The organism is Streptomyces sp. NPDC033178, from assembly GCF_055577685.1.
Genome location: NZ_JBVIPT010000007.1, coordinates 374,822 through 399,915, shown reverse-complemented (window position 1 = coordinate 399,915; position 25,094 = coordinate 374,822). Strand labels below are relative to the sequence as shown.

24 protein-coding genes and 2 pseudogenes are annotated in these 25,094 nt (G+C 70.8%); 15 read left to right on the top strand and 11 right to left on the bottom strand.

The features are described 5' to 3' along the window. The first annotated feature begins 18 nt into the window (after positions 1–18). Positions 19–807, top strand: a complete 789-nt coding sequence (locus ACZ5VQ_RS20315) for an RNA polymerase sigma factor (protein WP_469106091.1) — start codon at positions 19–21, stop codon at positions 805–807. Next, positions 804–1,730, top strand: coding sequence for a CU044_5270 family protein (locus ACZ5VQ_RS20310; protein WP_469106090.1), 927 nt, complete (start codon positions 804–806; stop codon positions 1,728–1,730). The genes ACZ5VQ_RS20315 and ACZ5VQ_RS20310 overlap by 4 nt, the downstream gene beginning before the upstream one ends. Before the next feature lie 98 nt (positions 1,731–1,828). Here ACZ5VQ_RS20310 and ACZ5VQ_RS20305 read toward each other — a convergent pair whose 3' ends face one another. Both ACZ5VQ_RS20305 and ACZ5VQ_RS20300 read right to left on the bottom strand, forming a co-directional pair. Further along, entirely contained in the window at positions 1,829–3,373 is a 1,545-nt protein-coding gene (locus ACZ5VQ_RS20305) for a sodium:solute symporter family protein (RefSeq protein WP_469106089.1), read from the bottom strand. Between the two features lie 142 nt (positions 3,374–3,515). After that, positions 3,516–4,301 carry an SDR family oxidoreductase gene (locus ACZ5VQ_RS20300; protein WP_469106088.1) on the bottom strand — a complete coding sequence of 262 codons (786 nt, stop codon included), beginning with the start codon at positions 4,299–4,301 and terminating at the stop codon, positions 3,516–3,518. Positions 4,302–4,399: 98 nt separating this feature from the next. Here ACZ5VQ_RS20300 and ACZ5VQ_RS20295 point away from each other — a divergent pair, with 98 nt between their 5' ends. Together ACZ5VQ_RS20295 and ACZ5VQ_RS20290 are read left to right on the top strand one after the other, a co-directional pair. Next, on the top strand, positions 4,400–5,251 hold the full coding sequence (locus ACZ5VQ_RS20295; RefSeq protein ID WP_469106087.1) for a hypothetical protein: 852 nt from the start codon (positions 4,400–4,402) through the stop codon (positions 5,249–5,251). A 68-nt stretch (positions 5,252–5,319) separates the two neighbouring features. After that, entirely contained in the window at positions 5,320–5,835 is a 516-nt protein-coding gene (locus ACZ5VQ_RS20290; protein ID WP_469106086.1) for a DUF2165 domain-containing protein, read from the top strand. 156 nt (positions 5,836–5,991) lie between these two features. On the opposite strand, the gene ACZ5VQ_RS20285 is transcribed toward ACZ5VQ_RS20290, so the two are convergent. The 5 genes and pseudogenes from ACZ5VQ_RS20285 to ACZ5VQ_RS20265 all read right to left on the bottom strand — a co-directional run bounded on the left by ACZ5VQ_RS20285 (position 5,992) and on the right by ACZ5VQ_RS20265 (position 12,607). Next, positions 5,992–9,339: a tetratricopeptide repeat protein gene (locus tag ACZ5VQ_RS20285; RefSeq protein ID WP_469106085.1), complete on the bottom strand. Its 3,348-nt coding sequence runs from the start codon at positions 9,337–9,339 to the stop codon at positions 5,992–5,994. Between the two features lie 351 nt (positions 9,340–9,690). Beyond that, positions 9,691–10,324: pseudogene (locus tag ACZ5VQ_RS20280) on the bottom strand (IS5 family transposase); the annotation flags it as partial. A gap of 216 nt (positions 10,325–10,540) precedes the next feature. After that, positions 10,541–11,200, bottom strand: a complete 660-nt coding sequence (locus tag ACZ5VQ_RS20275; protein ID WP_469106084.1) for a hypothetical protein — start codon at positions 11,198–11,200, stop codon at positions 10,541–10,543. Between the two features lie 497 nt (positions 11,201–11,697). Further along, entirely contained in the window at positions 11,698–11,874 is a 177-nt protein-coding gene (locus tag ACZ5VQ_RS20270) for a hypothetical protein (protein WP_469106083.1), read from the bottom strand. 166 nt (positions 11,875–12,040) lie between these two features. Beyond that, positions 12,041–12,607 carry a hypothetical protein gene (locus ACZ5VQ_RS20265; RefSeq protein ID WP_469106082.1) on the bottom strand — a complete coding sequence of 189 codons (567 nt, stop codon included), beginning with the start codon at positions 12,605–12,607 and terminating at the stop codon, positions 12,041–12,043. Between the two features lie 133 nt (positions 12,608–12,740). Between ACZ5VQ_RS20265 and ACZ5VQ_RS20260 the strand changes: the two are divergent. Next, a pseudogene (locus ACZ5VQ_RS20260) lies at positions 12,741–13,040 on the top strand (Scr1 family TA system antitoxin-like transcriptional regulator); the annotation flags it as partial. Beyond that, a complete protein-coding gene (locus tag ACZ5VQ_RS20255; protein WP_469106081.1) occupies positions 13,037–13,258 on the top strand; it encodes a DUF397 domain-containing protein in 222 nt (73 codons plus the stop codon). The pseudogene ACZ5VQ_RS20260 and the gene ACZ5VQ_RS20255, both read left to right, overlap by 4 nt. On the opposite strand, the gene ACZ5VQ_RS20250 is transcribed toward ACZ5VQ_RS20255, so the two are convergent. Continuing rightward, positions 13,250–13,849, bottom strand: coding sequence for an LURP-one-related family protein (locus tag ACZ5VQ_RS20250; protein WP_469106080.1), 600 nt, complete (start codon positions 13,847–13,849; stop codon positions 13,250–13,252). The genes ACZ5VQ_RS20255 and ACZ5VQ_RS20250 overlap by 9 nt on opposite strands. 237 nt (positions 13,850–14,086) lie before the next feature. Between ACZ5VQ_RS20250 and ACZ5VQ_RS20245 the strand changes: the two genes are divergently transcribed. The 9 genes from ACZ5VQ_RS20245 to ACZ5VQ_RS20205 all read left to right on the top strand — a co-directional run bounded on the left by ACZ5VQ_RS20245 (position 14,087) and on the right by ACZ5VQ_RS20205 (position 20,682). After that, positions 14,087–15,952: a sensor histidine kinase gene (locus ACZ5VQ_RS20245; RefSeq protein WP_469106079.1), complete on the top strand. Its 1,866-nt coding sequence runs from the start codon at positions 14,087–14,089 to the stop codon at positions 15,950–15,952. A gap of 195 nt (positions 15,953–16,147) precedes the next feature. Next, positions 16,148–16,810, top strand: a complete 663-nt coding sequence (locus tag ACZ5VQ_RS20240) for a response regulator transcription factor (protein ID WP_469106078.1) — start codon at positions 16,148–16,150, stop codon at positions 16,808–16,810. A gap of 87 nt (positions 16,811–16,897) precedes the next feature. After that, positions 16,898–17,320, top strand: coding sequence for a hypothetical protein (locus ACZ5VQ_RS20235; RefSeq protein WP_469106077.1), 423 nt, complete (start codon positions 16,898–16,900; stop codon positions 17,318–17,320). A 67-nt stretch (positions 17,321–17,387) separates the two neighbouring features. Further along, on the top strand, positions 17,388–18,215 hold the full coding sequence (locus ACZ5VQ_RS20230) for an SDR family oxidoreductase (protein ID WP_469106076.1): 828 nt from the start codon (positions 17,388–17,390) through the stop codon (positions 18,213–18,215). A gap of 7 nt (positions 18,216–18,222) precedes the next feature. Continuing rightward, positions 18,223–18,411 (top strand): hypothetical protein, encoded by a 189-nt coding sequence (locus tag ACZ5VQ_RS20225; protein WP_469106075.1) that lies wholly within the window; start codon positions 18,223–18,225, stop codon positions 18,409–18,411. Between the two features lie 109 nt (positions 18,412–18,520). Further along, positions 18,521–18,910, top strand: a complete 390-nt coding sequence (locus ACZ5VQ_RS20220; RefSeq protein ID WP_469106074.1) for a sortase-dependent protein — start codon at positions 18,521–18,523, stop codon at positions 18,908–18,910. Between the two features lie 80 nt (positions 18,911–18,990). Beyond that, positions 18,991–19,581 (top strand): class F sortase, encoded by a 591-nt coding sequence (locus ACZ5VQ_RS20215; protein ID WP_469106147.1) that lies wholly within the window; start codon positions 18,991–18,993, stop codon positions 19,579–19,581. A gap of 101 nt (positions 19,582–19,682) precedes the next feature. Further along, complete coding sequence (locus tag ACZ5VQ_RS20210; protein WP_362080760.1) at positions 19,683–20,174, top strand: RNA polymerase sigma factor; 492 nt, start codon at positions 19,683–19,685, stop codon at positions 20,172–20,174. Then, positions 20,158–20,682: a hypothetical protein gene (locus ACZ5VQ_RS20205; RefSeq protein ID WP_469106073.1), complete on the top strand. Its 525-nt coding sequence runs from the start codon at positions 20,158–20,160 to the stop codon at positions 20,680–20,682. The genes ACZ5VQ_RS20210 and ACZ5VQ_RS20205 overlap by 17 nt, the downstream gene beginning before the upstream one ends. Positions 20,683–20,701: 19 nt before the next feature. Here the strand turns inward: ACZ5VQ_RS20205 and ACZ5VQ_RS20200 are convergent, their stop codons facing one another. The 3 genes from ACZ5VQ_RS20200 to ACZ5VQ_RS20190 form a co-directional block, all read right to left on the bottom strand. Continuing rightward, positions 20,702–21,274 carry a hypothetical protein gene (locus ACZ5VQ_RS20200; protein WP_469106072.1) on the bottom strand — a complete coding sequence of 191 codons (573 nt, stop codon included), beginning with the start codon at positions 21,272–21,274 and terminating at the stop codon, positions 20,702–20,704. Between the two features lie 131 nt (positions 21,275–21,405). After that, positions 21,406–23,991, bottom strand: a complete 2,586-nt coding sequence (locus ACZ5VQ_RS20195) for a bifunctional FO biosynthesis protein CofGH (protein ID WP_469106071.1) — start codon at positions 23,989–23,991, stop codon at positions 21,406–21,408. Positions 23,992–24,088: 97 nt separating this feature from the next. After that, positions 24,089–24,934, bottom strand: coding sequence for an LLM class F420-dependent oxidoreductase (locus ACZ5VQ_RS20190; protein ID WP_469106070.1), 846 nt, complete (start codon positions 24,932–24,934; stop codon positions 24,089–24,091). Positions 24,935–25,094 lie beyond the last annotated feature (160 nt).

The window sequence follows — 25,094 nt, the reverse complement described above, 5'->3', positions numbered from 1 at the left end:
GATCGGACAGGCCTGGTCGTGGAACTTTCCTTGCGCGCCCGCATACGGGCCGGTGACCCGGAGGCGTTCACCGAGCTGTTCACCGCACACGCCCGGGCCGTCCACAGCCACGCCGCCCGCCTGACCGCGGACCGGACCACCGCGGAGGACGTGGTCTCGCTGACCTTCCTGGAGGCGTGGCGCCTGCGGGAGAGGCTCAGACCCGACGCGGGGCCCCAGGAGGAGGACGCCCCGGCCGATCCCGATCCGCCCGGGGGCGACGGGCTGCGGCCCTGGCTCTACGGCATCGCCACCAACGTGCTGCGCAACACGCGACGGACCGCCCGGCGGCACGGCGCGGCGCTCGGCCGCCTCCATGGGCTTACGGCGGACCGCGAGAGCGTGCCGGACTTCGCGGACGAACTCGTCGTTCGCATGGAGGACGCCGAACGGGTCGCGGCCGCGCGGGCCGCGCTGAAGCGGCTGCGCAGGTCCGAGCGCGAGGTGTTCGCGCTGTGCGTCTGGTCGGAGCTGAGCTACGCGGCCGCCGGTGAGGCCCTCGGGGTGCCGGCGAGCACCGTACGGTCGCGGCTCGCCCGTGCCCGGCAGCGGCTGCGGCACCTGGCGGAGGCGGAGCTGGCCCGTGGTCCGGTGCCGAGGACGGACCGGTCGGTGTCGAAGGGGGACCCGCCGGGGCCGGTCGGCGACGGATACCTGCCGGAGCCGGCCGGAGGCCCGGAAAGAAATCCGGGACGCCCTCCCCGTACCGGACAGGTCCCCAGCAGCCGCCCCGAAGCGGCCCGGTCGACACAGGAGAAGTACCGATGAGGCCCGAAGAACGCGAGGAACTGGCCAGGCTGCTGCCGAGCCCGGGCGACCCGGTCCTGCCGAGCGACCGCCATGACCTGCTGAAGGACCATCTGATGCGAGAGCTCACCCGGGATGCCGTCACGGCCACCGCGGCCACCGCGCGGCCGAGGACCGCCGTCCGCCGCCGGTTCGCCGTACCACTCGCCGCCGCGACCGCCGTCGCCGCCGTCGCCGCGGCCGTGGTCACCGACACCGCAGGACCTGACGCCCCCACCACCGACCAGGAGGCCGTCGACCTCCTGAACCGCATCGCCACGGTCGCCGCCGCGAAGAAGTCCGTGGCCGTCCGCGACGACCAGTACGTCTGCATCAGCGTCCAGGGCTCCATGGACATGGAGGAGATGGGCACCCAGGTCTTCCGCCGGACGGACTGGACCGCCGTCGACGGCAAGCGCTCCGGACGGGCCCGGACCACGGTGCTGTCGGGCCCGAGCCTCCCGGGGCACCGGACCCCCAAGGGCGTCCCGGAGGACATGACGCTGTCCCCCGACCCGAACGTCACCACGTACCGCGAGCTGGAGGCACTGCCCACCGACCCCGACCGGCTGCTGGAGAAGATCTACGCGGACACCGAGGGCGAGGGGCAGAGCCGGGAGGAGTCCGCGCTGGAGGCGATCGGCGACATGCTCGACGACGCCACCCTCCTCCCCGAGGTGGACGCGGCCCTCTACCGCGCGGCCGCGAAGATCCCGGGCGTCAGGGTGGTCGAGAACGCCAAGGACCTCGCGGGACGCCCCGGTATCGGCCTGAGTTTCAAGGAACGCGACGACCGCGACGTGTGGGTCTTCGACAGGAAGTCCCTCAACTACCTCGGCTCCGACGAGGTGGCCCTGCTCGGTGCCGGAGTCGTCGACAAGGTCGGTGACACACCGAGGAGTTGACGCTTCGTCAGAGTGAACGTCCGACGGGAAGGGCGACCGCTCCCAAGGGAACGGCCGCCCTGCCTCATGCGCCCGACTGCCCTACCACCGTACGGAATTCACTCCACGCCCGACGCCCCCGCGGGAGCCGGTACCGCGGTGGACGTCGAGCCGGGGTCATCGTTGTTGATCTTCTCGATGAGCGCGTCCCGTTCAGGCGTGTCCTCCGGTTTCACGTACCCGATGAGGATGTAGAGGACGAGCGAGACCGCGAGCGGGATCGAGACCTGGTACTGCAGGGGTACGCCGCCGTCGACGTTCCAGCTGATCGGGTAGTTGACCAGCCAGAAGGTGAACAGGCCGAGCCCCCAGCTGATCAGCGCGGCCGTCGGACCGCTCTTGCGGAACCAGGGCAGCAGACCCAGCATCAGCGGGATCGCGATCGGGCCCATGAGCCCCGCGACCCACTTGATGACGACGGTGATGATGTCGTCGAAGAAGCCGGAGTTGACCTGCGTCGCGATGGCCATCGAAAGGCCGAGGAAGAGCAGCGTGGCCCAGCGCGCGGCCAGCAGCCCCATCCGGGTGTCCCACTCGCGCACCTTGCGCGAGACGGCGGGCATGATGTCACGGGTCACGACGGCCGCGATCGCGTTGGCGTCGGACGAGCACATCGCCATCGTGTGGGAGAAGAACCCGACGATGACGAGTCCCAACAGCCCGTGCGGCAGCAACTGTTCGGCCATCAGCGCGTACGAGTCGGCCGGCACGTCCGTCTTGATGATCAGCGGTGCGACCCACATGGGGAAGAACAGCACGAGCGGCCAGACCAGCCACAGCACGGCGGACAGGGTGGCCGACCGCGTGGCGGACCTCGCGGAGTCCGTGGCCATGTAGCGCTGGGCCTGGTTCCACATGCCGCCGTTGTACTCGAAGGTCTTGATGAAGAGATAGGCGATCAGGAAGACCATCATGTACGGGCCGGCCAGCGGCTTGGTGTGGCCGTCGAGCGCGGGCTCGTCCCAGACGCTCCACAGCGTGCTGAAGCCGTTGAGCTCGGCCATGACCGCGACGAGCATCGCGATACCGGCGATGAACTGGATGATGAACTGGCCCAGTTCGGTGAGCGCGTCGGCCCAGAGCCCGCCGACCGTGCAGTAGACGGCCGTCACGGCACCGGTGATCAGGATGCCCATGTTCAGCGAGACACCGGTGAAGACGGACAACAGGGTCGCGATGGCGGCCCACTTGGCGCCCACGTCCACGATCTTCAGCAGTACGCCGGACCAGGCGAGCGCCTGCTGGGTGGGCAGGTTGTAGCGGTTCTTCAGGTACTCCAGCGGCGAGGCCACGTGCAGCCGTGAGCGCACCCGGTTGAGCCGGGGCGCGAACAGCTTCGCGCCGATCGCGATGCCGATGGCGATGGGGAAGGACCAGGTGACATAGGAAGTGACGCCGTACGTGTAGGCGATGGCGGCGTAGCCGGTGAACATCACCGCGCTGTAGCCGGACATGTGATGGGAGATGCCCGACAGCCACCACGGCATCTTGCCGCCGGCCGTGAAGAAGTCGCTGACGTTGTCGACCCGTTTGTGGGACCAGACACCGATCGCGACCATCACACCGAAGTAGCCGATGAGCACGGCCCAGTCGAGACCGTTCATATGCCCCCTCCCAGGGTCGTGTGACGCCCGCTCATCGTGGGTTCGATGGCATGACTGCGACAACAGCCCGTACCGCCAAGAGGAGGTAAAATAGTTCTGCTCACTGACCTCAGTTCATGTCCATGAACAAGGTCGGATCGGGCTACCGCATCAGCTCCCCCGCGTTGACCAGCAACGACTGCCCGGTGATCGCACGCGCCCGGTCCGACGCCAGGAATGCCGCCGCGTCCGCCACGTCCGAGTCCGTGGCCAGCTCCGGCAGCGCCATCCGGGAGGTGAGCCGCTCCAGCACCTCGGCCTCCGGCACGCCCTCGGTGTGCGCGGTGAACTGCACGTACGCCTCCACCGGTGGCCCCCACATCCAGCCCGGCAGCACGGTGTTCACCCGGATCCGGTGCGGGCCCAGCTCCCGGGCCATGGAGTACATCGCGCTGGTCAGCGCGCCCTTCGAAGCCGCGTACGCCGCCTGTCGCACCTGGGAGGGGGCGGCGACGGACGACTGCGTGCCGATCACGACCACCGACCCGCCGCGCTCCTTCAGAGCGGGCAGACAGGCGCGGGTCATCCGCAGTGTGCCGAGCAGGTTCACGTCGAGGACGGACTGCCAGGTGGCGAAGTCGGCGTCCTCCAGACCGCCGAAGTAGCTGTCCCAGGCAGCCACATGGACGACGGCGTCGAGCCGCCCGAACCGCTCCCTCGCCAGCGCGGCGAGTGCCTCGCACTGCCCCTCGTCGGTGATGTCGGTGGCCCGGTACGCCGTGTGCGCGCCGTCCGGGTCGAGCTCGGCGGCGGACTTGGCGAGATTGGCCTCGGTGCGGGCGCCGAGCACGGCGTTCCCGCCGTCCCGCACGACGGCCGCCGCGACCTGGTGACCGAGCCCGGCTCCGACCCCCGAGACGACGACGGTCTTGCCCTGGAGCAGTGACATTGCAGGCCTCCCGGCTCTGGCGGTTGATCTGACGGTCCGTCAGAGTAGGTCCGTCCGGAGGAGGAAGGAAGGCCGGACGAGGAAGGAAGGGGAGTGCCATGCTCGATGACACGCCGGACGACACCCGGAGCGAGGTGTACGCGGAACTGGCCGCCGTCGGCCCGTACGACGTCCACCCCGGCCATGCCCTGATCACGATGGTGGAGCCGCATCCGGGCCACGAGTACGCGTACAACCGCTGGTACGAGGACGACCACTACTACGCGGGCGCGATGGCGATGCCGTGGATGTACGCGGGCCGACGCTGGGTCGCGACGCGGGACCTCCAACTCCTGCGCTACCCCGAGAAGTCGGCGGTCGCCCAGCCGGTCACCGCCGGCTGCTACATCTCGACGTACTGGGTCACCGACGGCCGCTACGACGACCACATGAAGTGGACCGTCGGCATCAACAAACGGCTGAACCGGGACGGCCGGGTCTACCAGGACCGCACGCACGTCTTCACCGCGTTCCAGGACCACGAGGCGACGGTCTACCGGGACGGGGCGGCCGGGCCGCGCGACTTCCACGCGCTCGACCATCCGTACGCGGGCCTGGTGGTGGAGGTCGTCGACGCCGAATCCCCCGACCGGCGGGCCGAGTTGCTGGAGTGGCTCCGCTCCCGCCACCTCCCCAAACGCCTCGCGGGCTCCCCCGCCGCCATGGTCACGATCTTCCGCCCGACCCCGCTCCCCGGCGACCGCATGACGTACGTGAAGCAGGTCGAGGGCGTCGATACGCGGCTGACACTGCTGTGGTTCCTGGAGGCGGATCCGCGGGAATGCTGGGATCCGTACTTCACGGGGCTGGATGCTCCGGTGGCCGAAACAGGTCTGGGCCGGGTCGAGTTGGTGGCACCTTTCATCCCGACGGTGCCGGGTACGGATCGGTACGTCGACCGCTTGCGGTGACCCGCCGCGGCATATACGCAGGTCCCTCGCGGTTGACCAACACACCTACGCGAAAGGGGACTTGAGGAATGGCCGCAGCACGCGCGCTTCCGATCACCGCGACCCTGCTCACCGGCACGGTCGCGCTCTACATCACGCTCGTGGCGTTCGGGAACATCACCGACTTCGGCACCAACCAGCAGTTCGTACAGCACGTCCTGGCCATGGACACCACCTTCAAGGACGACGACCTGATGTGGCGGGCCGTCGAGTCCAAGGGGCTCCAGGACGCCGCGTACATAGCGATCATCGTGTGGGAGACGATCGCCGCGCTCGTCCTGATCCTGGGCACGTTCCAGTGGCTTCGCCACGATCATCTCCGGGCGCGGCGGACGTCCACGCTCGGGCTGCTGATGCTGATGCTGCTCTTCGGAGCCGGATTCCTCGCCATTGGTGGCGAGTGGTTCGCGATGTGGCAGTCGGAGGACTGGAACGGGCTCGACGCGGCGATGCGGGTCTTCTTGTTGAGCGGGGTTGTGCTGGTGGTGATTCACCTTCCGGTGGAGCGGGCCGGGGGGTCGTCCGGCTCGGGTGCCGAGGGCTAGTTCCGCTCCGCGGAGGGGGTGGGGGGCGAGGTTTGTTCTGTGAGTGCGGGCCGACTGTGGCTGGTTGCGCCCCGCGGCGGAGCCGAAAATGTCACCGCCCCGCGCCCCTGAAAATGCGGGGCCGCGCCCTAAAGCGGGGCGCGGCCCCGGTGTTCGTCATGAGGCGTAACGTGCCCGGAGCGTGTCTCGGGCCGTTGTGATCTCTCTCAGGCGGGCGGTGAGGCGGTCGCGGTCTGAGCCGGGGCTCTCCAGTACGTCGGTGAGGAGGGCGACCAGGTTCGCCAGGTCGTCCCAGTCGGGAGTCATGGCCAGGAACTCGGCCAGGCCCCGGTCCGCGGCGGGCCAGTCGGCGAGGGCGCAGCTGACGAAGCAGCGTCCCTGCGCCCGCTCGGTGTCGTCCAGTCCGCCGCCCTCCTCGATCATCCGGGCCAGCTCTCGCCAGAGGGGTTCCGCGGTCGGCAGTCCCTCGGATCTGCTGACGGTCACGGCCAGTTGGAAGATGCCGGCAATCGGCTCCGCCTCCCGCATCCGCTCGGCCAGTCGTCGGGCCTCGGCCCACCGCCCCGCGTGCCGGTGCGCCTCGACGCGCAGGTCGTCCAGGTCGTCGTCGGGCGTCGGCGCCCGGTCGGCGTCGGCCAGCCGCGCCGACGCCTCGTCCCAGCGGTCGCACACCATCAGCAGCTCGATGGTCGTACGGCGTGCCCAGTCCACCTCCGTCGCCAACTCCACACACCGGTCCAGATCGGCCAGTGCCCCCTCGATCCGGCCGGTCGCCAGGCCGACCCGGGCGCGTGAGGCGTACGCCCATCCGTAGTCCGGGTTCAGCTCCAGGGCACGGTCCAGGTGGCGGAGGGCCTCCTCGTACTCCTTCATGGCGCGGTAGGTCCCGCCGAGACCGGCCCGTGTGACGTGGTCGTCCGGGCTGCGTTCCAGTACGCGGCCGAAGACCGTGATCGCCTCCTCGTACAGGCCCGCGTTGCGGTACTCCACGCCCAGTTCGTGGCTGGTCCAGTCGACGTGGGGATCCGTGTCCACGGCTCGCCGCAGGTCCTCGAACTTGCCTTCCCGGTCGCCCAGTTCGTGCTTCGTGTGGGCCCGCATCACCAGCGCCCAGGAGTAGTCGGGCTCCAGCTCGACCGCACGGTTCAGGTCGGCCAACGCCTCCTCGTACCTGCCCAGTTCATGGAGGGCCTGACCGCGGCCGGCCAGGGCCGAGGCGTAGTCCGGTTCGAGGGAGACGGCCCGGCCGAGCTCGGTGACGGCCTCCTCGTAACGGCGGGCGCGCCGGTAGGCGTCACCCCGCTCGGACGCGACCCAGGCCTCGTCGGGCGCGAGCGCGACCGCACGGTCGAAATCGGCGAACGCCTCGTCCTGCTCCCCTCTGACGCGGCGCAGTCGGGCCCTGCGCACCAGCGCCCACACATACTCCCCGTCGATGCTCAGCGCACGGTTGAAGTCGGCGAGCGCCTCGTCGTACCGCCCGAGGGCCTGTCGGCACACGGCTCGCCCGGTCAGGGCCTCGTCATCGGTCGGGTCGAGGGCGACGGCGCGGTCGAAATCGGCGACGGCCTCCTCGAAACGGGCCGCGAGCCGATAGGTCTCCGCGCGCTCGGAGATGATCCACCCGGTGTCGGGGGCCAGTTCGTCCGCCCGGTCGAAGGCGGCCAGCGCGGCCGGGAGATCGTTCATCAGCCGGTGGGTGAAGCCGCGGCCGTAGTGGGCCAGGGCCAGCTCCGGATCGAGTTCGAGCGCCCGGGCGTACTCCTCGAGTGCCCGCCCGTACTCCCCGCCGTGGCGCAGTTCCCTGCCCCGCAGTGTGTGCGCCGCCGCCCGGCCGCCGGTGTCAAGGCCCGGCCGGGCCACGAGCAGGGCCATCGCCCGGGCCACCCCGGCCTCGTCGTCCGCGAGCGCCTCGCTCAGCTCCCGGCCCCATTCCCTGAGGGCCGCGTTGTCCGTCACGTCGCCCGCTTCCGCCAGCATCCGCGCCCAGCGACGGCCGGCGACCGCGTCCTCACGGCAGGTCTCGACCAGCGACCGCAGTGCCCCGCCGAGCGCCGCGGGCGGCCGGGCGCAGAGCAGGTGGTACGTCTCCTCCAGGCGCAGCCCGCGCCACTCCTCGTCCTCCCACAGGTCCTCGGGCTCCCGGCCGGCCCCGACGTCGTCGCCCCACCGGGCGAACGCCTCCGCCAGCCGCCGGTGCCGCCCGGCCCACTCGCGCGGGGACCTGCGTCGCTCCATGCGCAGCATCGGCGCCCGTACGACGTCGTGGTACTGCACCCGCTCCCCGCGTTCGCCGACGAACGGCAGCCCGGTCAACCACTCGTACAGCGCGTCCAGTTCGTCGTCCGGGCGGTCGACGACCAGGACCCGGAAGACGTCGGCGTCGAGCCACCGGGGCAGGGCGCAGATCCCGGCGACCTTGCGGCGGACGGCCGGCTCCGACCTCAGGAACCGTTCCACGGCGGTGGCGCTCGGGTCGCTCACAGCGTCCGGGTCGCCGGGGCGCTTGTTCGCGAGCGTCGACACGAGGACGGGCAGACCGCCCGTGAGGCGCAGCACCTCCTCGACGACCGGCTCGGCCACGACACCCTTCCCGGCGAGCAGCCGGCGCGACTCGGTCTCGGTGAACGGCGCGAGCGGCACGTCCGCCACCGAGTCCAGGCCGCTCCAGCGGGCGGGGTCCAGCGGGCGCTGTCCGGCGGTGACCACGACGACGGTGGCGGGCAGCCTGCTGTCGGCCGTGCCGCGCGTGATCATCTCGTGCAGCCACGGGTCGAGATACGTCCCTGTCCGCTCGTACGTGTCGAAGAACAGGACGATCCACTCCGAGGTGGCGGAGGAGAAGGCCGATGCGGAGGCGGCGGCGCGCAGTTCGCGGAGCAGGATCGGCGTGAGCACCTTCTCGGGCGACGTCACGAGTTCGATGTCGTCGGGGTTGCGGAAGCGGGCGCCGAGGCCGGCCCGCAGGCGGTCGGCGCCCTGGGCGAGCCGGTCCGCCGGGAGGGCGCTCGTGAGGAGGCCCCCGCCCGGCAGGGTGGCCTCCACGGCTGCGAGGCCCAACCCCACCGCGGCCCTGCTGCCGGCCGAAGCCGCCTCCGGCTCCGGTGCGGGGCCACCGGCGAGCGCGGCAAGTGCGGCCGCCTCCGCCTCGTGCCGCCGCTCCTGGTACGCGGTCAGCCGCCGCTCCAGGTCCTTCAACCGCCGTCCCTGGTCCGCGAACTGCTCGCAGATCTCCGACAGCGCCTCCGGGACGCTTCCGGCGCCCTCGTCGACGTACGCCGTGAGGGCCCCGCGTTCGCGTGCCAGGTGCTGCAACTCCTGTACCAGGAAGGTCTTTCCGACGCCCGCGGTGCCGTGCACGTGGAAGCGGAAGCGCTGTCCCGGGTCGCCGGGCCGGATGTCGAAGTTCCGCAGGAACACGGCCCGTTCGGTGTCCCGGCCGACGAATCCGGCGCGGTTGCCCTGCTGGATCAGCTCCTGCCTCGACGGCCCTGCCTGCGCCACCCGTCCGCCTCCTTGCCGCTCCTGGTCGAGTCCGGGCCCCGGTCCCGGTCCCGCTTCCAGTCTGGCTCAGGCTGCCGGAGATGACCTAGGAGTTGGCTGGTCGGGTGGTGATCCTTGCCCCTTGCCGCGTGCTCCTTCTTTCGTTCGTCCGCGCGACGTCTCTATGTCGACTCCTCCGAGGTGCTCGCGCACCGCGGCCACTAGATAGGTGCGTCGGCCCCTTCAAAGCGTGACATCGCGGTGGGGCGCCGTGCTCGCTGTGGCGTCCGTACCGTCGCCGAGCGAGGGTGCCTCGGATTGCGAACCTGCAGTTCAGCCGTACCAGGTGACGTTGCAGACTTACTGATCGTTTCAGAATGAGGTTCGCAGGCGACGGAGGCATATGAGGCTGCAGGCCAGTTCGAGCAGTCCCAGGTGGAGATCGGCGCGTCGTTCGTAGCGAGTGCGGAGCCGTTTGAACTGGTGCAGCCAGGCGAAGGCACGCTCGACCACCCAACGGACCTTGCCCAGTCCGGAGCCGTGGGCGACGCCGCGTCGCGCGATCACGGGTTTGATGCAGCGCTTCCACAACAGGCGGCAGTACTTGTCGAAGTCGTAGCCCCGGTCGGCGTACAGCCGCCGCGGCTTGCGGCGGGGGCGTCCCCGCAGGCCCCGGATCGATGGGACCGCGTCCAGCAGGGGCAGGAGCTGGGTGACATCGTGCCGGTTGCCGCCGGTGAGCCTGACGGCGAGCGGGGTTCCGTACCGGTCGACGATCAGGTGGTGCTTGGAGCCGGGGCGGGCGCGGTCAACGGGCGAGGGGCCGACGTGATCCCCCCTTGAGGGCCCGGATATGCGAGCCGTCCACAGCGCAGTCATCCAGGTCCAACACGTCGGCGCGGCGCAGCTCGCTCAGCAGGGCGCCATGCAGGCGTGGCCTGGCGCCTGCCTCGGTCCAGTCCCGCAGCCGGCGCCAGGCCGTCACCCCGGATACCCTGCCGACCAAGATCATCGAGCACAAGGCCCGCAGCTCAACTCATTCTCAAACGATCAGTTAGCCCTGCCCGCTCCCGTGGTCGTCCTCATCCAGCTCGGGCGCGTGCGGATCGCGCGGCGGGCGCAGGGCGCCGGCGGCCGGGACGCTGACGGTGAAGCTGTAGCGGCCGAGCAGGCTCCGGACCCCTGCCCCCGACCGGCGGCGGAGGCAGGGGCGAGAGGCCTCTCAGGGCGCGTTGACCTGGAAGTTCTGGTTGTTGGTGTTGCTGGCGCCGGGGCTGTTGATGTTGCGGTTCGTGTTGATGTTGTTGAACATCGGGATCAGGCCGTTGAGGCTGACGGGGAGGATGGACGTTCCGTTCCCGTTCCCGCCGTTCCCGCCGTTGCAGTTGGGGCCGGGGATGTTGACGGTGTCACTTGCTGAGGCGCTGAGGCCGCCTTGGATATCGATCACGGTGGCGGTGTTGGTGACCGTGCAGGGAGCGTCCTGGGCCACGCTCATGGTCACTTCGACCGTGTAGCTGCCTCCAGGGTCGATGGGGTCCGTGGTTTCGCACTCAAGCCTGGTGCGTGGATCGTTCAGAAAACATCCAACCCCGCTTCCGGTGGTGTTCTGGGTGATCGCGATCGATGTGGCTGTAAGCCCGGCGGGGAAGGTGTCCGTCATCCGCGTCCCCGCAGGGCTGGTCGGCTCGTCGCCGGGGTTGCTCACCGTGATGGTGAAGATCCCCTGCCCGCCCCGGGGGAAGTCCCCCGCGTGGGTCTTCGTGATGTCCAGCTGGGCCTGCGCGTAGGCGGGGGTGACCCCTACGGCGAGCAGGGCGACGCCCAGCCCCAGGACGGTGCCGAGGCTGGCGAAGCGCCGCCTCAAGGTGTGGATGGCCATGGTGGGGTTTCTCCTTGTGGTGTGGAGGTCTGCCGTGATGCGGCTCCGGCCGTGACGGACGGGGAGCTCCGCTCAGGCGGGACATCTGCGCACACAAGAACGCGGCGGGGGACGGCTTGATCACGGCTGCGAAGCTGGTGTCACTCGATCGCCGCGGGGTGGTACGGCTTTTACATGCGTGCGGGGCCTTCGCCCCCTCAGCAGGACCGCGCCTACGTCCGCCAGGAGTACGCGGCCTGGCACGTCCCGATCCCCCAGGCGCGCCGATCTCCACCAAGGACTGCTCGAACTCGCCTGCAGCCTCATATGCCTCCGCCCACCGAGGAGGTCGAACTCTCGCAGCCCGCCTTCCTTGTCCACAGGTCTGCCCACTCGTACGGCGTCGTGTCCGAGCGCGGCCAGCTCCGTGGCGAGCCGTTCGACCTCTGCCACCACTCCGGGTGGCAGCCCTTCGGTGATGTACTCGGCACTTGGGTTGTAGTCCCAGGACCAGTCCGTCACAGACCCGCCTCGGCCTCGGCCGCCGCCCGGATCGCGCGGATCTCCGCGATGGCCTCGGTCGGCTCCTGGTCCCCCGCGTCCACGATCCGCTCCAGTTCGTGGAGGCGGGGGGCGCGCTGCGGGTGCCGTTCGATCGCGACGAAGACGGCCCACGAGTGCACGAAAGCCCGCAACGGGGCGAGGCTCTGGGTCTGCTGTGCGTTCGTCGTGGCCTCGAAGAGGTGTTGAGTGAGCGCCGGGACCCGACTGGGTGCGATCCGGGCGACCGCGGCCCGTAGCGCGTCAGGGTGAGCTCGGGCATGGGGATCAGAGGTCCGTACGGGCCGTCGCTCTGAGCACTCACGGGGACCTCCGGTGCGGGTGGGGCGCTCCTCGTACGGGTACCGGCGGAGCCACCGCGGGGGCGAGGCGGCGTACGTCCTGTTCGCCGAGGTGGAGTCGGGGGTCGTGGATGCGGAGGCCCGCGAGGACGTCGCGGGCGGTGCGGTGGGCGGGGACGGTCTGGGGCTCCGGCGGCGGGGGTGATGTCGGCACGGGCGGGGTGGACGGCGGGGGCGGAGTCGTCGTCTGGCTCGGGTCGCTGTGAGGCTTCGGCGGTTGAGCGGCCGTGTGCGTTCTCGGCTTGTTGTACGAGATCGTGCGCGTCACGATGCGGCCCGAGGGAAAACGTTCCTTGATGCGGGCCAGGTATCCGTGGGTCTCCAACCCCCGCAGGGCCGCGGCGATCCTCGTCTCCCCCTCGGGAAACTTCGCCGCCAGCGCCTTGATGCCGACGAGCGTGCCGCTGCGGAGCGAGTGGATGTGGACCGCCAGACCGATGGCCGCCAGGGACAGCTCGGAGTGTGTGTCCGCGCTGACGCTGCCCGACCAATCCACCTTTCCGCCAGCCGAATTGGCCGCGATCACCCGACCGAGTGATCAGCAGTCAGAGACGCGGGACTGCTGGCGGTGCGGTGGATGACGGGCTCGGTTGGGTGGGTTGGGTTCTATCCCCGGTTCTTTCTCTTTGGCGTCCGGTCCTACCGGGTCACGTCGGTCCAGAATGGTGCTGCGGCAACAGCTCGAACGCCTGTTGGAGGTCGGCAGGTTGAGGCATGTGGAGATCCAGGTCATGCCGACGGACCGTGAGGATCACGCGGGCATGGGCGGCCCGCTCCAGTTGCTGAAACTTCAGGGCGGCAAGGCGTTGGGTCACTCGGAAGGTCAGCTGCACAGTCGCCTGATCACTGATCCGAAAGAGGTTCAGATCGTTGAGATGCGCTATGGCATGATCCGGGCGCAGGCTCTCACGCCGCGGGAGTCACTGACCCTGGTCGAGAAAGTTCTGGGAGAGACATGACCCCCACCGCCGCCTCCGCCGAAGCCGACTCCTCACTGGAGTGGTTCAAGAGCAGCTACAGCAGCAACGACGGCCCCGAGTGCGTCGAGGTCGCCATAGCCAGCGCCACCAACGCCCCCGTCCGCGTCCGCGACTCCAAGGACGCTGAGCGTGGCCGGCTCGCGTTCACCAGCACCGCTTGGAGCGAGTTCGTCGGCCACGCCCGCCGCTCAGCGTGACTGGAGTGCGTCCAGGGCCACCGCCTGGGCGATGGCCAGACGGCGGTCGAGGTCGGGGGACGCGATGTCCAGGACGTAGCGGTCGCGGAGGCCGAACTTCTTGTCGACCGCCATCGATCGCTTCTCGCCCTCGGTGAAGTCGAAGTGGTACGGCCATGCGAACGGCAGGAAGTCGACGAGCGGGAGGAACTCCCAGACTCGGCGCAGTACGGCCACGAACCTGTTGCGCTCGCGTCCCGTGAGTTGTGTCGTGCCCGGTTGGTCCAGGGTCCATGTCGAGCGCAGCAGTGAGGCGGCGAACTCCTTGCGGAACGTGCCGATGGTGTTGCCCGTCTCGTCCTGTACGTCGTAGGCGGCGCCGACTTCGAGGACCTGGCGGGCCCTGAAGGTGAACAGGACTCGGTTCCTGGACTCGTCGGAGTAGACGGTCACCTGTTCCTTGAACGTCATCCGCTTCTGCTGGGCGAAGGCGACGACCTCCCCCTCGGAGCCGTCCGGACGGGCCACGGTCACCACGTACCGGTTGGCCATGAAGGTCATCTTCTGCCGGACGTTGAACCGCTCGTGCGCCTGCAGTTGTGCCGTGTCCACGTGACGTCTCCCGTTTTTCGTCCCCTGCGCTGTTTCCTGCCGAACCATCGTCGCCGCGACGGCCGGTCCGGATCAGTCCTCGAAGGTCGCGGTCCGCAGCGACCTTCGGCTACGGCGCCGACACCCCCAACAGCGCCCGCCCCGGCCGGAGTCGTCCCGTGGTCGTCCACTTTCGTCGTTCTGCGGCGCGACGCAGGGATGATGCGGGTGCTCCCCGGCACTGCCTATCGTCGGGCCGTGGAACTGGACGAAGCGAAGACCGCGCGCATCGCATTGCCGCTCCGACGCCGGCTTGTCGCCGCGTCGCCCTGGAGCCGCGGGCGGATCGCCGGGGAGGCCGTACTCACCGTTGTACTCGCCGGGCTCGCGGGGCTGATCGACGCCGCGGGGGCAGGGTTCGGCGTACGGACCTTCGTCGTCGTCGCGGGTGTTGCCCTGCTGTCGTTGATCCGGCGGTCGCTGCCTGCGACGGCGCTGGTCGTCTCGGCGGCCGCGGCCGGGGAACTGGCGGGCGCCGCCCCGCTCCTGGTCTACGCGAGCTGGTCGGCGGGCAGCCGCATCATGAGGCCCTGGCGGGTGGTCGCCGCCTTCGCCGCCGCGTTCGTACTGCATGCCGCGCTGTCGTTGCGCAGTGAGTTCGGCGCGGGTTCCGACCTGCCACTGGCCTTCACGGGCGGGCTGAGCGCAGGCCTGTTCCTCACGCTGTCGATCGTGCCGGGCCTGGCCTCCCGCTACCGGGCACAGCGCCACTCCCTGCTGGACGCACTGCAGCGCAACAACGTCCAACTCGTGCGTGAGCAGACGATGGTGGCACGGCAGGCGCGCCTGCTGGAGCGGGGCCGCATAGCCCGGGACATGCACGACAGCCTCGGCCACCAACTCGCCCTGATCGCCGTGCACGCGGGCGCCCTTCAGGTCGATCCGGATCTCACCGACCGACAGCGGGAAGGCGTACGGATCCTGCGGGACGCCTCCGTCACCGCGATGGGCGAGCTGCGCGAGGCCGTCGGCATCCTCCACGAGGAGCGGGACGACAACCGGAACTGGCCCGACGTGCGCACCACCGAGCCCGGACACACAGAGCGCACCGAGCCCACCGAGCCCGCCGACCGCACCGACCGCACCGAGCCCGCCGACACGGACGGCGGGCGTCCCGGCTCCCGCGCGGTCGCCTCCATCGACGGGCTGGTCGAGTCGTCCCGGGCCGCCGGCGCGGCCGTGGAACTGCTCCGGTCCGGCGCCTTCCGGCAGTTGGCGCCCGCCGCGGGCCACACGGCGTACCGCATAGCCCAGGAGGGCCTGACCAACGCCCACAAGCACGCCCCGGGCGCCCCGATCACCCTCGCCCTGCGCTACGAACCGGACAGCCTGGTGGTGGAGGTCGCCAACGGGCCCGCGCCTGCCGGGGCACCGGACGCCCCGGCGGTGATCAGCGGCGGCCAGGGGCTCAGGGGCCTGCAGGAGCGGGCCCGGCTCATCGGCGGCATGGTGCACACCGGTCCCACCGCGGACGGCGGCTTCCGCATCGCGGGCATGCTGCCCTACAGCACAGGCGCCGGCGCCGCCCTCGGTACCGGCGCCGGCACCGAGGGCGGCGAACTCCAACCCCAGCACCCCCACGGCGCGACCTCCGTCGGCCCGTACAACGACTTTGTGGGGCAGCCCGGCACCGGCACCGCGGACAACAGTGGGGCGGTCATCAACCGGTCCGATCCGCAAGGGGAGTTCGCCGCCACCATGAGCAAGAAGAAGAACGTCGCCATCGGCTGCGCCGTCACCGCCGTCGTCCTCGTCGTGGGCATTGTCGCCCTGGGAATCTGGGGGGTGACGGCGTTCATGGACGAGGTGGACAAGGCCATGATCCCGCCGAGGGTCTACGAGTCGGCGCAGGTCGGCGATGCCGAGGCCGACGTGCAGGACAAGCTGCCCGACGAGGACTCGATCATGACCGCCGCCTGGGAGGACCAGGGCCCGCGGATGCCCAAGGACGCGACCTGCCGCCACTTCGCGTCCGACGACCCCGACGACACCACGACCCTCTTCAGATTCTGCTTCCGCGACGGAAAGCTGGTCGAGAAGCAGACCTTCAAGGACGAGAGCTGACCCGCATGACCGGGTGGTGACCCGGAAGGCCAGGAAATGACCGCAGGGCCGCGAAGCGACCCGGCCCGCCCCCGCCCCGCCCCCGCGCCAGCGCCCGCCCCTCCCCACACCGTCTCCCCCACGCACCCGACCGGATCAGGGCATGATGGCGAGGCCATGCCATCCGCTCCCGACCGACACCGCGCAGGAGGCCGTGTGATCCGGGTCCTCGTCGCCGACGACGAGCCGCTCATCCGGGCCGGCATCAGGATGATCCTCACCTCGGCCGACGACATCGACGTGGTCGCCGAGGCGGGTGACGGCCGCGAGGCGGTGGAGAACGCCCGGAGCACCGCCGTCGACGTGGCCCTGCTGGACATCCAGATGCCGGTGATGGACGGTCTGATGGCCCTGGCCGAACTGGGCCGCGCCGCACCGGACGTACGGGTGCTGATCCTCACCACGTTCGGCGAGCGCGACAACGTACTGCGCGCGCTCGGCCACGGCGGCGCGGGCTTCCTGCTCAAGGACTCCGCGCCCGACGAGCTGATCCACGCGGTGCGGGCGGCGGCGGCCGGGAACGCCTACCTCTCACCGGCGGCCACCCGGCATGTGGTCGACGCCCTCTCCTCCCCCGGGGCCACCGCCCGCGCGGAGGAGGCCAGGCACCGCCTCGACGGGCTGACCGCGCGGGAGCGTGACGTCCTCGCCCTGCTCGGCGAGGGTCTGTCCAACGCGGACGCGGGCAGGCGGCTGCACATGAGCGAGGCCACCGTGAAGACGTATGTCAGTCGCATCCTGACCAAGCTCGACTGCGACAACCGGGTCCAGGCGGCCCTGCTCGCCCGCGACGCCGGCCTGCACCCGGGCGACGTCTGACCGGTGACGCGGTGCCGCCCCCTTCCGCGGTGTCGGCCGGCCCCGCGGTGCGCCTCACGTTTTCGTGGGCCGTCTCGTCATAGGGGCATGAACACGAAAATCCGGTACGCCAACCTCGGCTTTCTGGCCGTGACCGCGCTGTACACAGGCGCCTGGGCCTATTTCTCGCCGAAGGAGTGGCACGCGACCTTTCCCGGCTTCGGGCTGAGCTGGCTGCCCCAGCTGGGCCCGTACAACGAGCACCTCGCCAAGGACGCCGGGGCCATGTTCCTGGCGCTGGCGATTCTGACGGCCGTCACCCTGGGTTCCGTACGGAACACCCGGCTCGTGCAGACCACGGGCGCGGTGTGGCTGGTCCTCAACGTGCTGCACCTCAGCTATCACATGCAGCATCTCGGCATGTACGGCACACGCGACCAGGTGCTCAACGTCGTCCTGCTGACGGCGCTGGTGCTGTCGTCGGCCCTTCTCCTCGTGCCGGTGCTCCCCGGGCGGCGAGGGGACACATGATGGCGTACGGGATCAGGATGGACAGGGACAAGGCGGACAGGAACACGGTGGAAGAAGGAGGTCCGTCATGCGGATCGCGGTAGCGGGCGGGACCGGGCTGGTCGGACGGTATGTGGTCGACGAGCTGGTCGCCGCGGGGCACGAACCGGTGGTCCTGGCCAGGGCGCGGGGTGTGGACCTCGTCTCGGGCGCCGGACTCGACGCCGCCATGACGGGCGCGGAGGCCGTCGTCGACGTCAGCAACCTGCAGACCACCAGCGCCAAGAAGTCGATCTCGTTCTTCGAGACCACCGGCCGGAACCTCCTGGCCGCCGGCGCCCGGGTCGGCGTACGGCATCACGTGCTCCTGTCGATCGTCGGCCTCGAACGGGTCCACCTCGGCTACTACCAGGGGAAACTGCGGCAGGAGGAGGTCGTGGCCAAGGACGGCCCGACGCCCTGGACGATCATGCGGGCCACGCAGTTCCACGAGTTCCCGCAACAGGTCCTCGACCGGATGCCGGGCCCGCTCGCGATGGTGCCCCGGATGCGTACGCAGCCGGTAGCGGCCCGCGAGGTCGCCCAGCATCTCGTGCGGCTCGTCCTCGGGGCGCCCCAGGGCATGGCGCCGGAGCTCGCCGGGCCGCGGGTCGAGGAACTCGTCGACATGGTGCGAAAGGTGCTGCGGGCCGGGGGCCGGCGCAGGCTGCTGGTGCCGGTCACGCTCCCCGGCGCCGTCGGGCGGGCCATGAAGGGCGGCGGCAATCTGCCGACCGGACCGGGGTCCCGCGGCACCCAGACCTTCGACGAGTGGCTCACCCGGAACGTCCGGCACATCGCGCAGGACGGGCACGGCGGGCAGGGCGGGCACGGCGGGCACAGCGGGCTGGACGGGCGCCCAGGAGAGGGAGGCTGAGCGGCCCATGCCCACCTCGCCCGGCCCCGACCAAGGCCTCGACTCCGGCCCCGGGCTCGACGCCGACGCTGGTCCCGATGCCGACGCCGATGCCGACGTCCGCGACGGCCTGATCACCGACCTGTGGCTCGTGGTCAACCCGGACAAACTCCACGCGTGGACCGAAAGACCGACCGATACACCGACCGCCCGATGACTTTGCCAGCTCTTTACAACCCGGTCCGCCCCTGTCTCGTCTCTCCGCTCGATCCGTACCCCAGTCCGCCGGGACACCGGGCGGGCGGGCCGACGAAAGAGAGCGATTCATGCGCCGAACTGTCCTCAGCGCCATAGCACTTGCCTGCACCGCCGTACTGGCGAGCACGGTGCCCGCGTTCGCCGACGGGTCGACCCCGACCGTGGCGCCGAGCGCCTCCCCGAGCCAGGCACCCTCCGAGGCGGCCCCGACGCCGGCTCCGAGCCAGGCACCGAGCGAGGGCACCGAGCCGACGGTGGCGCCCACCCCCGCGCCGACCAAGGCGCCCGGCGACGAGGTCTCCGTCGTACCGAGCGGAGCGCCCGACACCGGTTCGGTGCCGACGTCGACGAAGTCCGGATCCGACAGCGGGCTGATCGCCGGGGGCGCCGCCGCCGCGTTCGCCGTCGGCGGAGCGGCGTTCTTCGTCGTACGTCGTCGGCGGGCGACCGGGGAATGACCTTGCCCCCCAAGCACGTGCCCTCCAGGCGCGTGCCCTCCGGACGCGCGCTCTCCCGGCGCGCGTTCGTCACCGCGGCGATGGCGTCGCTGCTCGTGAGCTGCAACGGTGACAAGGCCGACCGGTCCACGGACGACCGGGCCGGAGCCGAGAAGACCGGGAACTCGTCGCCGTCCTCGCAACCCTCCGCGAACGCGGCGAAGGCCCTGGGACGTTCGGTTCCGGTCAGGTTGCAGGTCCCGGCCATCGAGGTCGACACCCCGGTCATGCGGCTGGGGCTGGCCTCGGACGGCACTGTCGAGGTGCCCCCGATCGCGGCGGACGACAAGGCGGGCTGGTACGAGCACTCGCCGACGCCCGGCCAGGTCGGCCCGTCGGTGATCCTCGGCCATGTCACGGTCGGCTCCTACGGTGACGGGGTCTTCCATCACCTCTCGCGGCTGCGCCGGGGCGACCGGATCGTGGCGCGTCTGGAGAACGGCAGGGCGGCGGAGTTCGCGGTCACCGACGTACGGACGGTCGCCCAGGCGGAGTTCCCGACGAAAGAGGTCTACGGGAACGTGGGCAGTCCCGAACTGCGTCTCATCACCTGCGGGGGCCCCCGCACCGGTGACGGGTACCGCGACAGCGTGATCGTCTTCGCCGCGCTGAGCGCCGACAGCACGCAATAACCCGTAGCTCCAGGGTCCTGGGCCGAGGCACCGTACGTCGACGGACGGTACGCCGACGGCCCGGGATCCTTCCTACGAGTCCATCACGACCATGGAGAGCGTTGAAACGGTCCCGCGAGAAGGCAGCGTCCGAGCTGTTCGCCGCCCTCTACCCGCGCCTGGCCGGCTGGTGCCGCCGCCTGGTCGACGACGACGAGACGGCCCACGAGATCGCCTCGGAGGCGTTCACCCGGCTCTGGGCCCGCTGGACGAACGTGTCGGAGCCCCGGGGGTTCCTCTACGTCACCGCCGCCAACCTCGTCCGGGACCACTGGCGCAAACTGGAGCGCGAGCGCAGAGCCGTACGCCGTGTCAGCGACGAGGTCGCCGTCCGGCCGCGGAACGAACAGGCCGACCCGTCGGTGCGCCTGCTCGTACAGTCGCTGCCGGAACGACTGCGCGTACCGATCCTGCTGCACTACTACGCCGACATGCCGATCCGGGAGGTGTCCGCGCTGACCGGGCGCAAGGAAGGAACCGTCAAGGCCGACCTCCACGCGGCCCGAGAAATGCTCCGCGCCCACCTGAGGAGAAGCCTTGATCACACCCTCTGAGGACGGTCCGGACCTGGAGCCCGACGACCCCCTCGCCGTCATCCTGCGGCCGGCCTCCGGCTATCTCGCCCCGCCCCCGGGCGGCTACGAGGCGATCCGCCGTGACGCCTCCCGCCGCCGGGTGCTCCGCGCCGCGGCCGGGGTCGGTCTGTCCTGCGTCGCCGCCGCCCTGATCGCGCTGCCGTTCCGCCTGGCCGCATCCGACGCGCCCGTCTCCCCGACGGTCCCGCTCGCCCCGCCGCCCGCGAGCAGCCCCTCGACGCCGCCCACGCCGTCGCCGTCGGCCTCCAAGCCCGCGACTCCCAGCCCCAGCCGCAGCCCCAGCGACTCGGCACCGAGCGCCGGCCCCAGCGTCCCGAACGGCTCCAGCGCCACGACCGAGCCGACCGCCCCCGACAGCGTCCCGACACCGACGCCGACACAGGCCCCGCCGTCCCTGGAACCGTCCGAACCGTCGACGGCTCCGGACCAGGTCGATACCACGCCCGAGAGCAGCGTCCGGCCGTAAGGACCCGTCCCGCCGGTCGCTAGTCGACGACCGCGACCTTCGTCCCCGCCGTGCCGAACTTCCAGACCGCGTCGCCGTCGGCGGCGCGCATGCGGATCCCGCCGGTCGGTACGCCGGACGCGGGCGGCGGCGGAGAAGAGCCGTCCACGGCGTTCGAGAAGGCGATGTTCGTGCCCGAGCTGACGGTGAAGAAGACGATGTTCTCGATCTCCACACCGTCGCTGCCCGTGCCGCCCTCGCGCCGGGTGCCGACCGTGTACGAGCCGGGTGCCGGGTTCACCGTCCCCGGCCACACCTTGAAGCTGCGCCGGGACGCGTCGCTCGCGTCGACGAGCCATACGCGGCGCTGGTCGAGGGAGTAGACGATGCGCCGTCCGGTGCCGGAGCCGTCCGGCACCGCGACCGGCTCGGACTCGTCGGGTGAGGCGGAGGGCTTGGCGGTCGCCGAGGCGGAGGGCTTCGGCGAGGCCGAGGCCGTGGGCTGCGGGCCCCTGTCGGCCTTGACGGCCAGGAACGTCACCGCCACCAGAGCGGCCGCGGTCAGACCGGAGACCCAGACCCACGAGGGAAGCCGTCGGGCAGGCACGCGCACGCATCTCCTCAGCTGTGATTCACCCCGTCGGAGGGTCGGATCATCCTACTCCGACGGGGTCCTCGGCCGTTCCTGGCCCACCTGCCCCGAGCCCGCTCCCGCGGGCCCGGGAACCCGCACGCCCGCGTCCGTCACTCCAGCACGGGCAGCAGCTCCGGCAGATGTCCGTCCGAGGCCTCCGCCGCCCGCTGCCGCTCCTCCGGCACCTCGCCATACAGGGTGGTGCGGGGCCGGGACGGCCGTCCCGCCGCGTCCGCCACGGCGATCAGCTCCTTGACGGACTTGTACGAGCCGTACGACGAGCCCGCCATCCGGGAGATGGTCTCCTCCATCAGCGTCCCGCCGAGGTCGTTGGCGCCCGAGCGGAGCATCTCCGCCGCGCCCTCCGTGCCCAGCTTCACCCAGCTGGTCTGGATGTTGGGGATGTGGGGGTGCAGGAGGAGCCGCGCCATCGCCATCACCGCGCGGTTGTCCCGAGTCGTCGGGCCCGGGCGGGCGATCCCCGCCAGGTACACCGGCGCGTTCGTGTGGATGAAGGGCAGGGTCACGAACTCCGTGAAGCCGCCGGTCTGTTGCTGGATCCGGGAGAGCGTACGGAAGTGGCCGAGCCAGTGGCGGGGCTGGTCCACATGCCCGTACATCATCGTGGACGAGGAACGGATGCCCAGTTCGTGCGCGGTGGTGATCACCTCGATCCAGGTCGCCGTGGGCAGTTTGCCCTTGGTGAGGACCCAGCGGACCTCGTCGTCGAGGATCTCGGCGGCCGTGCCGGGGATCGAGTCGAGGCCCGCCTCCTTGGCCGCGGTCAGCCATTCGCGGATCGACAGGCCGGTGCGGGTCGCGCCGTTCACGACCTCCATCGGCGAGAAGGCGTGGACGTGCATGCCGGGCACCCGCTCCTTCACCGCGCGGGCGATGTCGAAGTAGGCCGTCCCCGGCAGGTCCGGGTGGATGCCGCCCTGCATGCAGACCTCGACGGCCCCCAGGTCCCACGCCTGCTTGGCACGGTCGGCGACCTGGTCCAAAGAGAGCGTGTACGCGTCGGCGTCCGTGCGGCGCTGCGCGAAGGCGCAGAAGCGGCAGCCGGTGTAGCAGACGTTGGTGAAGTTGATGTTCCGCGTGACGATGTACGTGACGTCGTCACCGACCGCCGACCTGCGGACGTCGTCGGCGATCCGGCACAGCGCGTCCAGCGCCGGTCCGTCCGCGTGCAGCAGCGCGAGCGCCTCGTCGTCGGTGAGGCGGGTCGGGTCGTCGGCGGCCGTCGCCAGCGCGGCCCGTACGTCCGTGTCGATTCGCGAGGGCACCATGCCGGGCGCCGCGGCCTCCCGCAGGGCGTCCCAGTCGCCGTACACGTGGTCGTAGTCCTCGCGCCGGTCGGACGTGCGCCCCTCGGTGTCGATCGCGGTGTGCAGGTCCGTACGGCCGGACGAGGTGAACGCCTCCTCGGGCTCCTGCCAGGGGTGGCCCTCCACGACCGCGTCCGGCACCGCGAGCCCCGTCTCCGGGTCGGCGAGTGCCCGTACGTGCGGGAGCAGCCGCGGGTCCAGCCACGGCTCGCCGCGCTGCACGAACTCCGGGTACACACACAGCCGTTCGCGCAGTTCGAAGCCCGCCTCGGCCGACTGCTCGCGCAGCAGGTCGATCTGCGGCCAGGGGCGCTCGGGGTTGACGTGGTCGATGGTGAGCGGCGAGACCCCGCCCCAGTCGTCGATGCCGGCGCCGATCAGCCGCCCGTACTCGGAGTCCACGAGGTTCGGCGGTGCCTGGAGGCAGGCCGAGGGGCCCATGATGTGCCGGGCGACCGCGACCGTCGCGACCAGTTCGTCCAGTTCGGCGTCCGGCATCCCGCGCATCGCCGTGTCCGGCTTGGCGCGGAAGTTCTGGATGATCAGCTCCTGGATGCCGTGGTAGGACCGCGACACGCGCCGCAGCGCGAACAGCGAGTCCGCGCGCTCCTCGTACGTCTCGCCGATGCCGATCAGCACACCGCTGGTGAAGGGGACCGACGAGCGGCCGGCGTCCTCCAGGACGCGCAGGCGGACGGCCGGTTCCTTGTCCGGGGAGCCGTAGTGCGGGCCGCCCGGCTCGCTCCACAGTCGCGTCGCCGTCGTCTCCAGCATCATGCCCATGCTCGGCGCGACGGGCTTGAGCCGCTGGAAGTCGGTCCACGACATGACACCCGGGTTGAGGTGCGGGAGCAGGCCCGTCTCCTCCAGGATGCGGATCGAGATGGCCCGTACGTACGCGATCGTGTCGTCGTAGCCGTGCGCGTCGAGCCATTCGCGGGCCTCGGGCCAGCGGTCCTCGGGCTTGTCGCCGAGGGTGATCAGGGCTTCCTTGCAGCCCAGTTCGGCGCCCTTGCGGGCGATGTCGAGGACCTCGTCCGGGGACATGAACATCCCGTGGCCCGCCCGGCGGAGCTTGCCGGGGACCGTGACGAACGTGCAGTAGTGGCACTTGTCCCGGCAGAGCCGGGTGAGCGGGATGAAGACGCTCTTCGAGTACGTGATGACGCCGGGCCGGCCCGCCGCGGCCAGGCCCGCGTCGCGGACCCGGGCGGCGGACGCGGTCAGGTCGTCCAGGTCGGCGCCGCGTGCCTGGAGCAGGACGGCGGCCTCGGTGACGTCGAGGGCGACGCCGTCGCGGGCGCGTTTGAGGGCGCGACGCATGGCGTTCGCGGTGGGCCCGGTTCCGGAGGTCGCGGAAGTCGTCATCCTTCGAGCATACGATCGCATTGATCAGGCCCTGTTACAGATGGGCCGCGTCACGAGCGGCACACCAGCGCCGCACCAGTCACACACCAGCGGCCGGCTACAGGTACTTGGCGTATTCGTCCAGAACGCGCAGTACGTCCCCATCCCCGGCCGGCGGCAGCTGGAGGACGACCTCCTCGATGCCGAGGTCCGCGTAGTGCGTGAGCTTGCCGGGGGTGGGCAGCACCGCGTACGGCACGACCTGGAGGGCCTCGGGGTCGCGGCCTGCCTCTGCCCAGGCGGCCCGCAGTACGGGCACGGACTCCGTCAGCCCGCGGCCGCCGATCGGCATCCAGCCGTCCGTGTACTCGCTGATGTGCGAGAAGAGCTTGGGCCCTGCCGCTCCCCCGACGAGCGTGCGCGGCCCGACGACGGGACCGCGCGGCCGCTGTACGGGTTTGGGGTGGGTGTGGCTCGGCCGTACTGAGCCGAACTCGCCCTCGTAGCCGGTCGGTTCGGCGGACCACAGGGCCCGCATCAGGGCCATCCGGTCCCGGACCAGCTCCCGCCGCGTGCGCCAGTCGACGCCGTGGTCGGCGGCCTCCTCGACGTTCCAGCCGAAGCCGAGGCCGAGGGTGAAACGGCCGCCGGAGAGGTGGTCGAGGGTGGCGATCTGCTTGGCGAGGGCGACCGGGTCGTGCTGGGCGACGAGGGTGATCCCGGTGCCTAGCGCGAGCGACTCGGCGACCGCCGCCGCCTGACCGAGGGCGACGAAGGGGTCGAGGGTCCGGCCGTACTCGGGCGGCAGCTCACCGCCCGCCGGGTACGGGGTGACGCGCTCCACGGGTATGTGCGTGTGCTCGGGCAGATAGAGCCCGGCGAAGCCGCGCTCCTCCAGCTCACGGGCGAGCAGCGTGGGGGTGATCGTCTCGTCGGTGAGGAAGATCGTCACGGAGATGCGCATGGCACCTCCCTACCGGCACGAGCCTCAACTGTCCATACCGACCAGTAGGCATTCCACCTGCTTCTCCCGAATGCTTCTTATGAGTGCTCCATACCGGAAAACTGCCGATCCCCTTCCCTTGCACCACAGTTCACGGCTGAATACCAGGGTTGTCGTACCA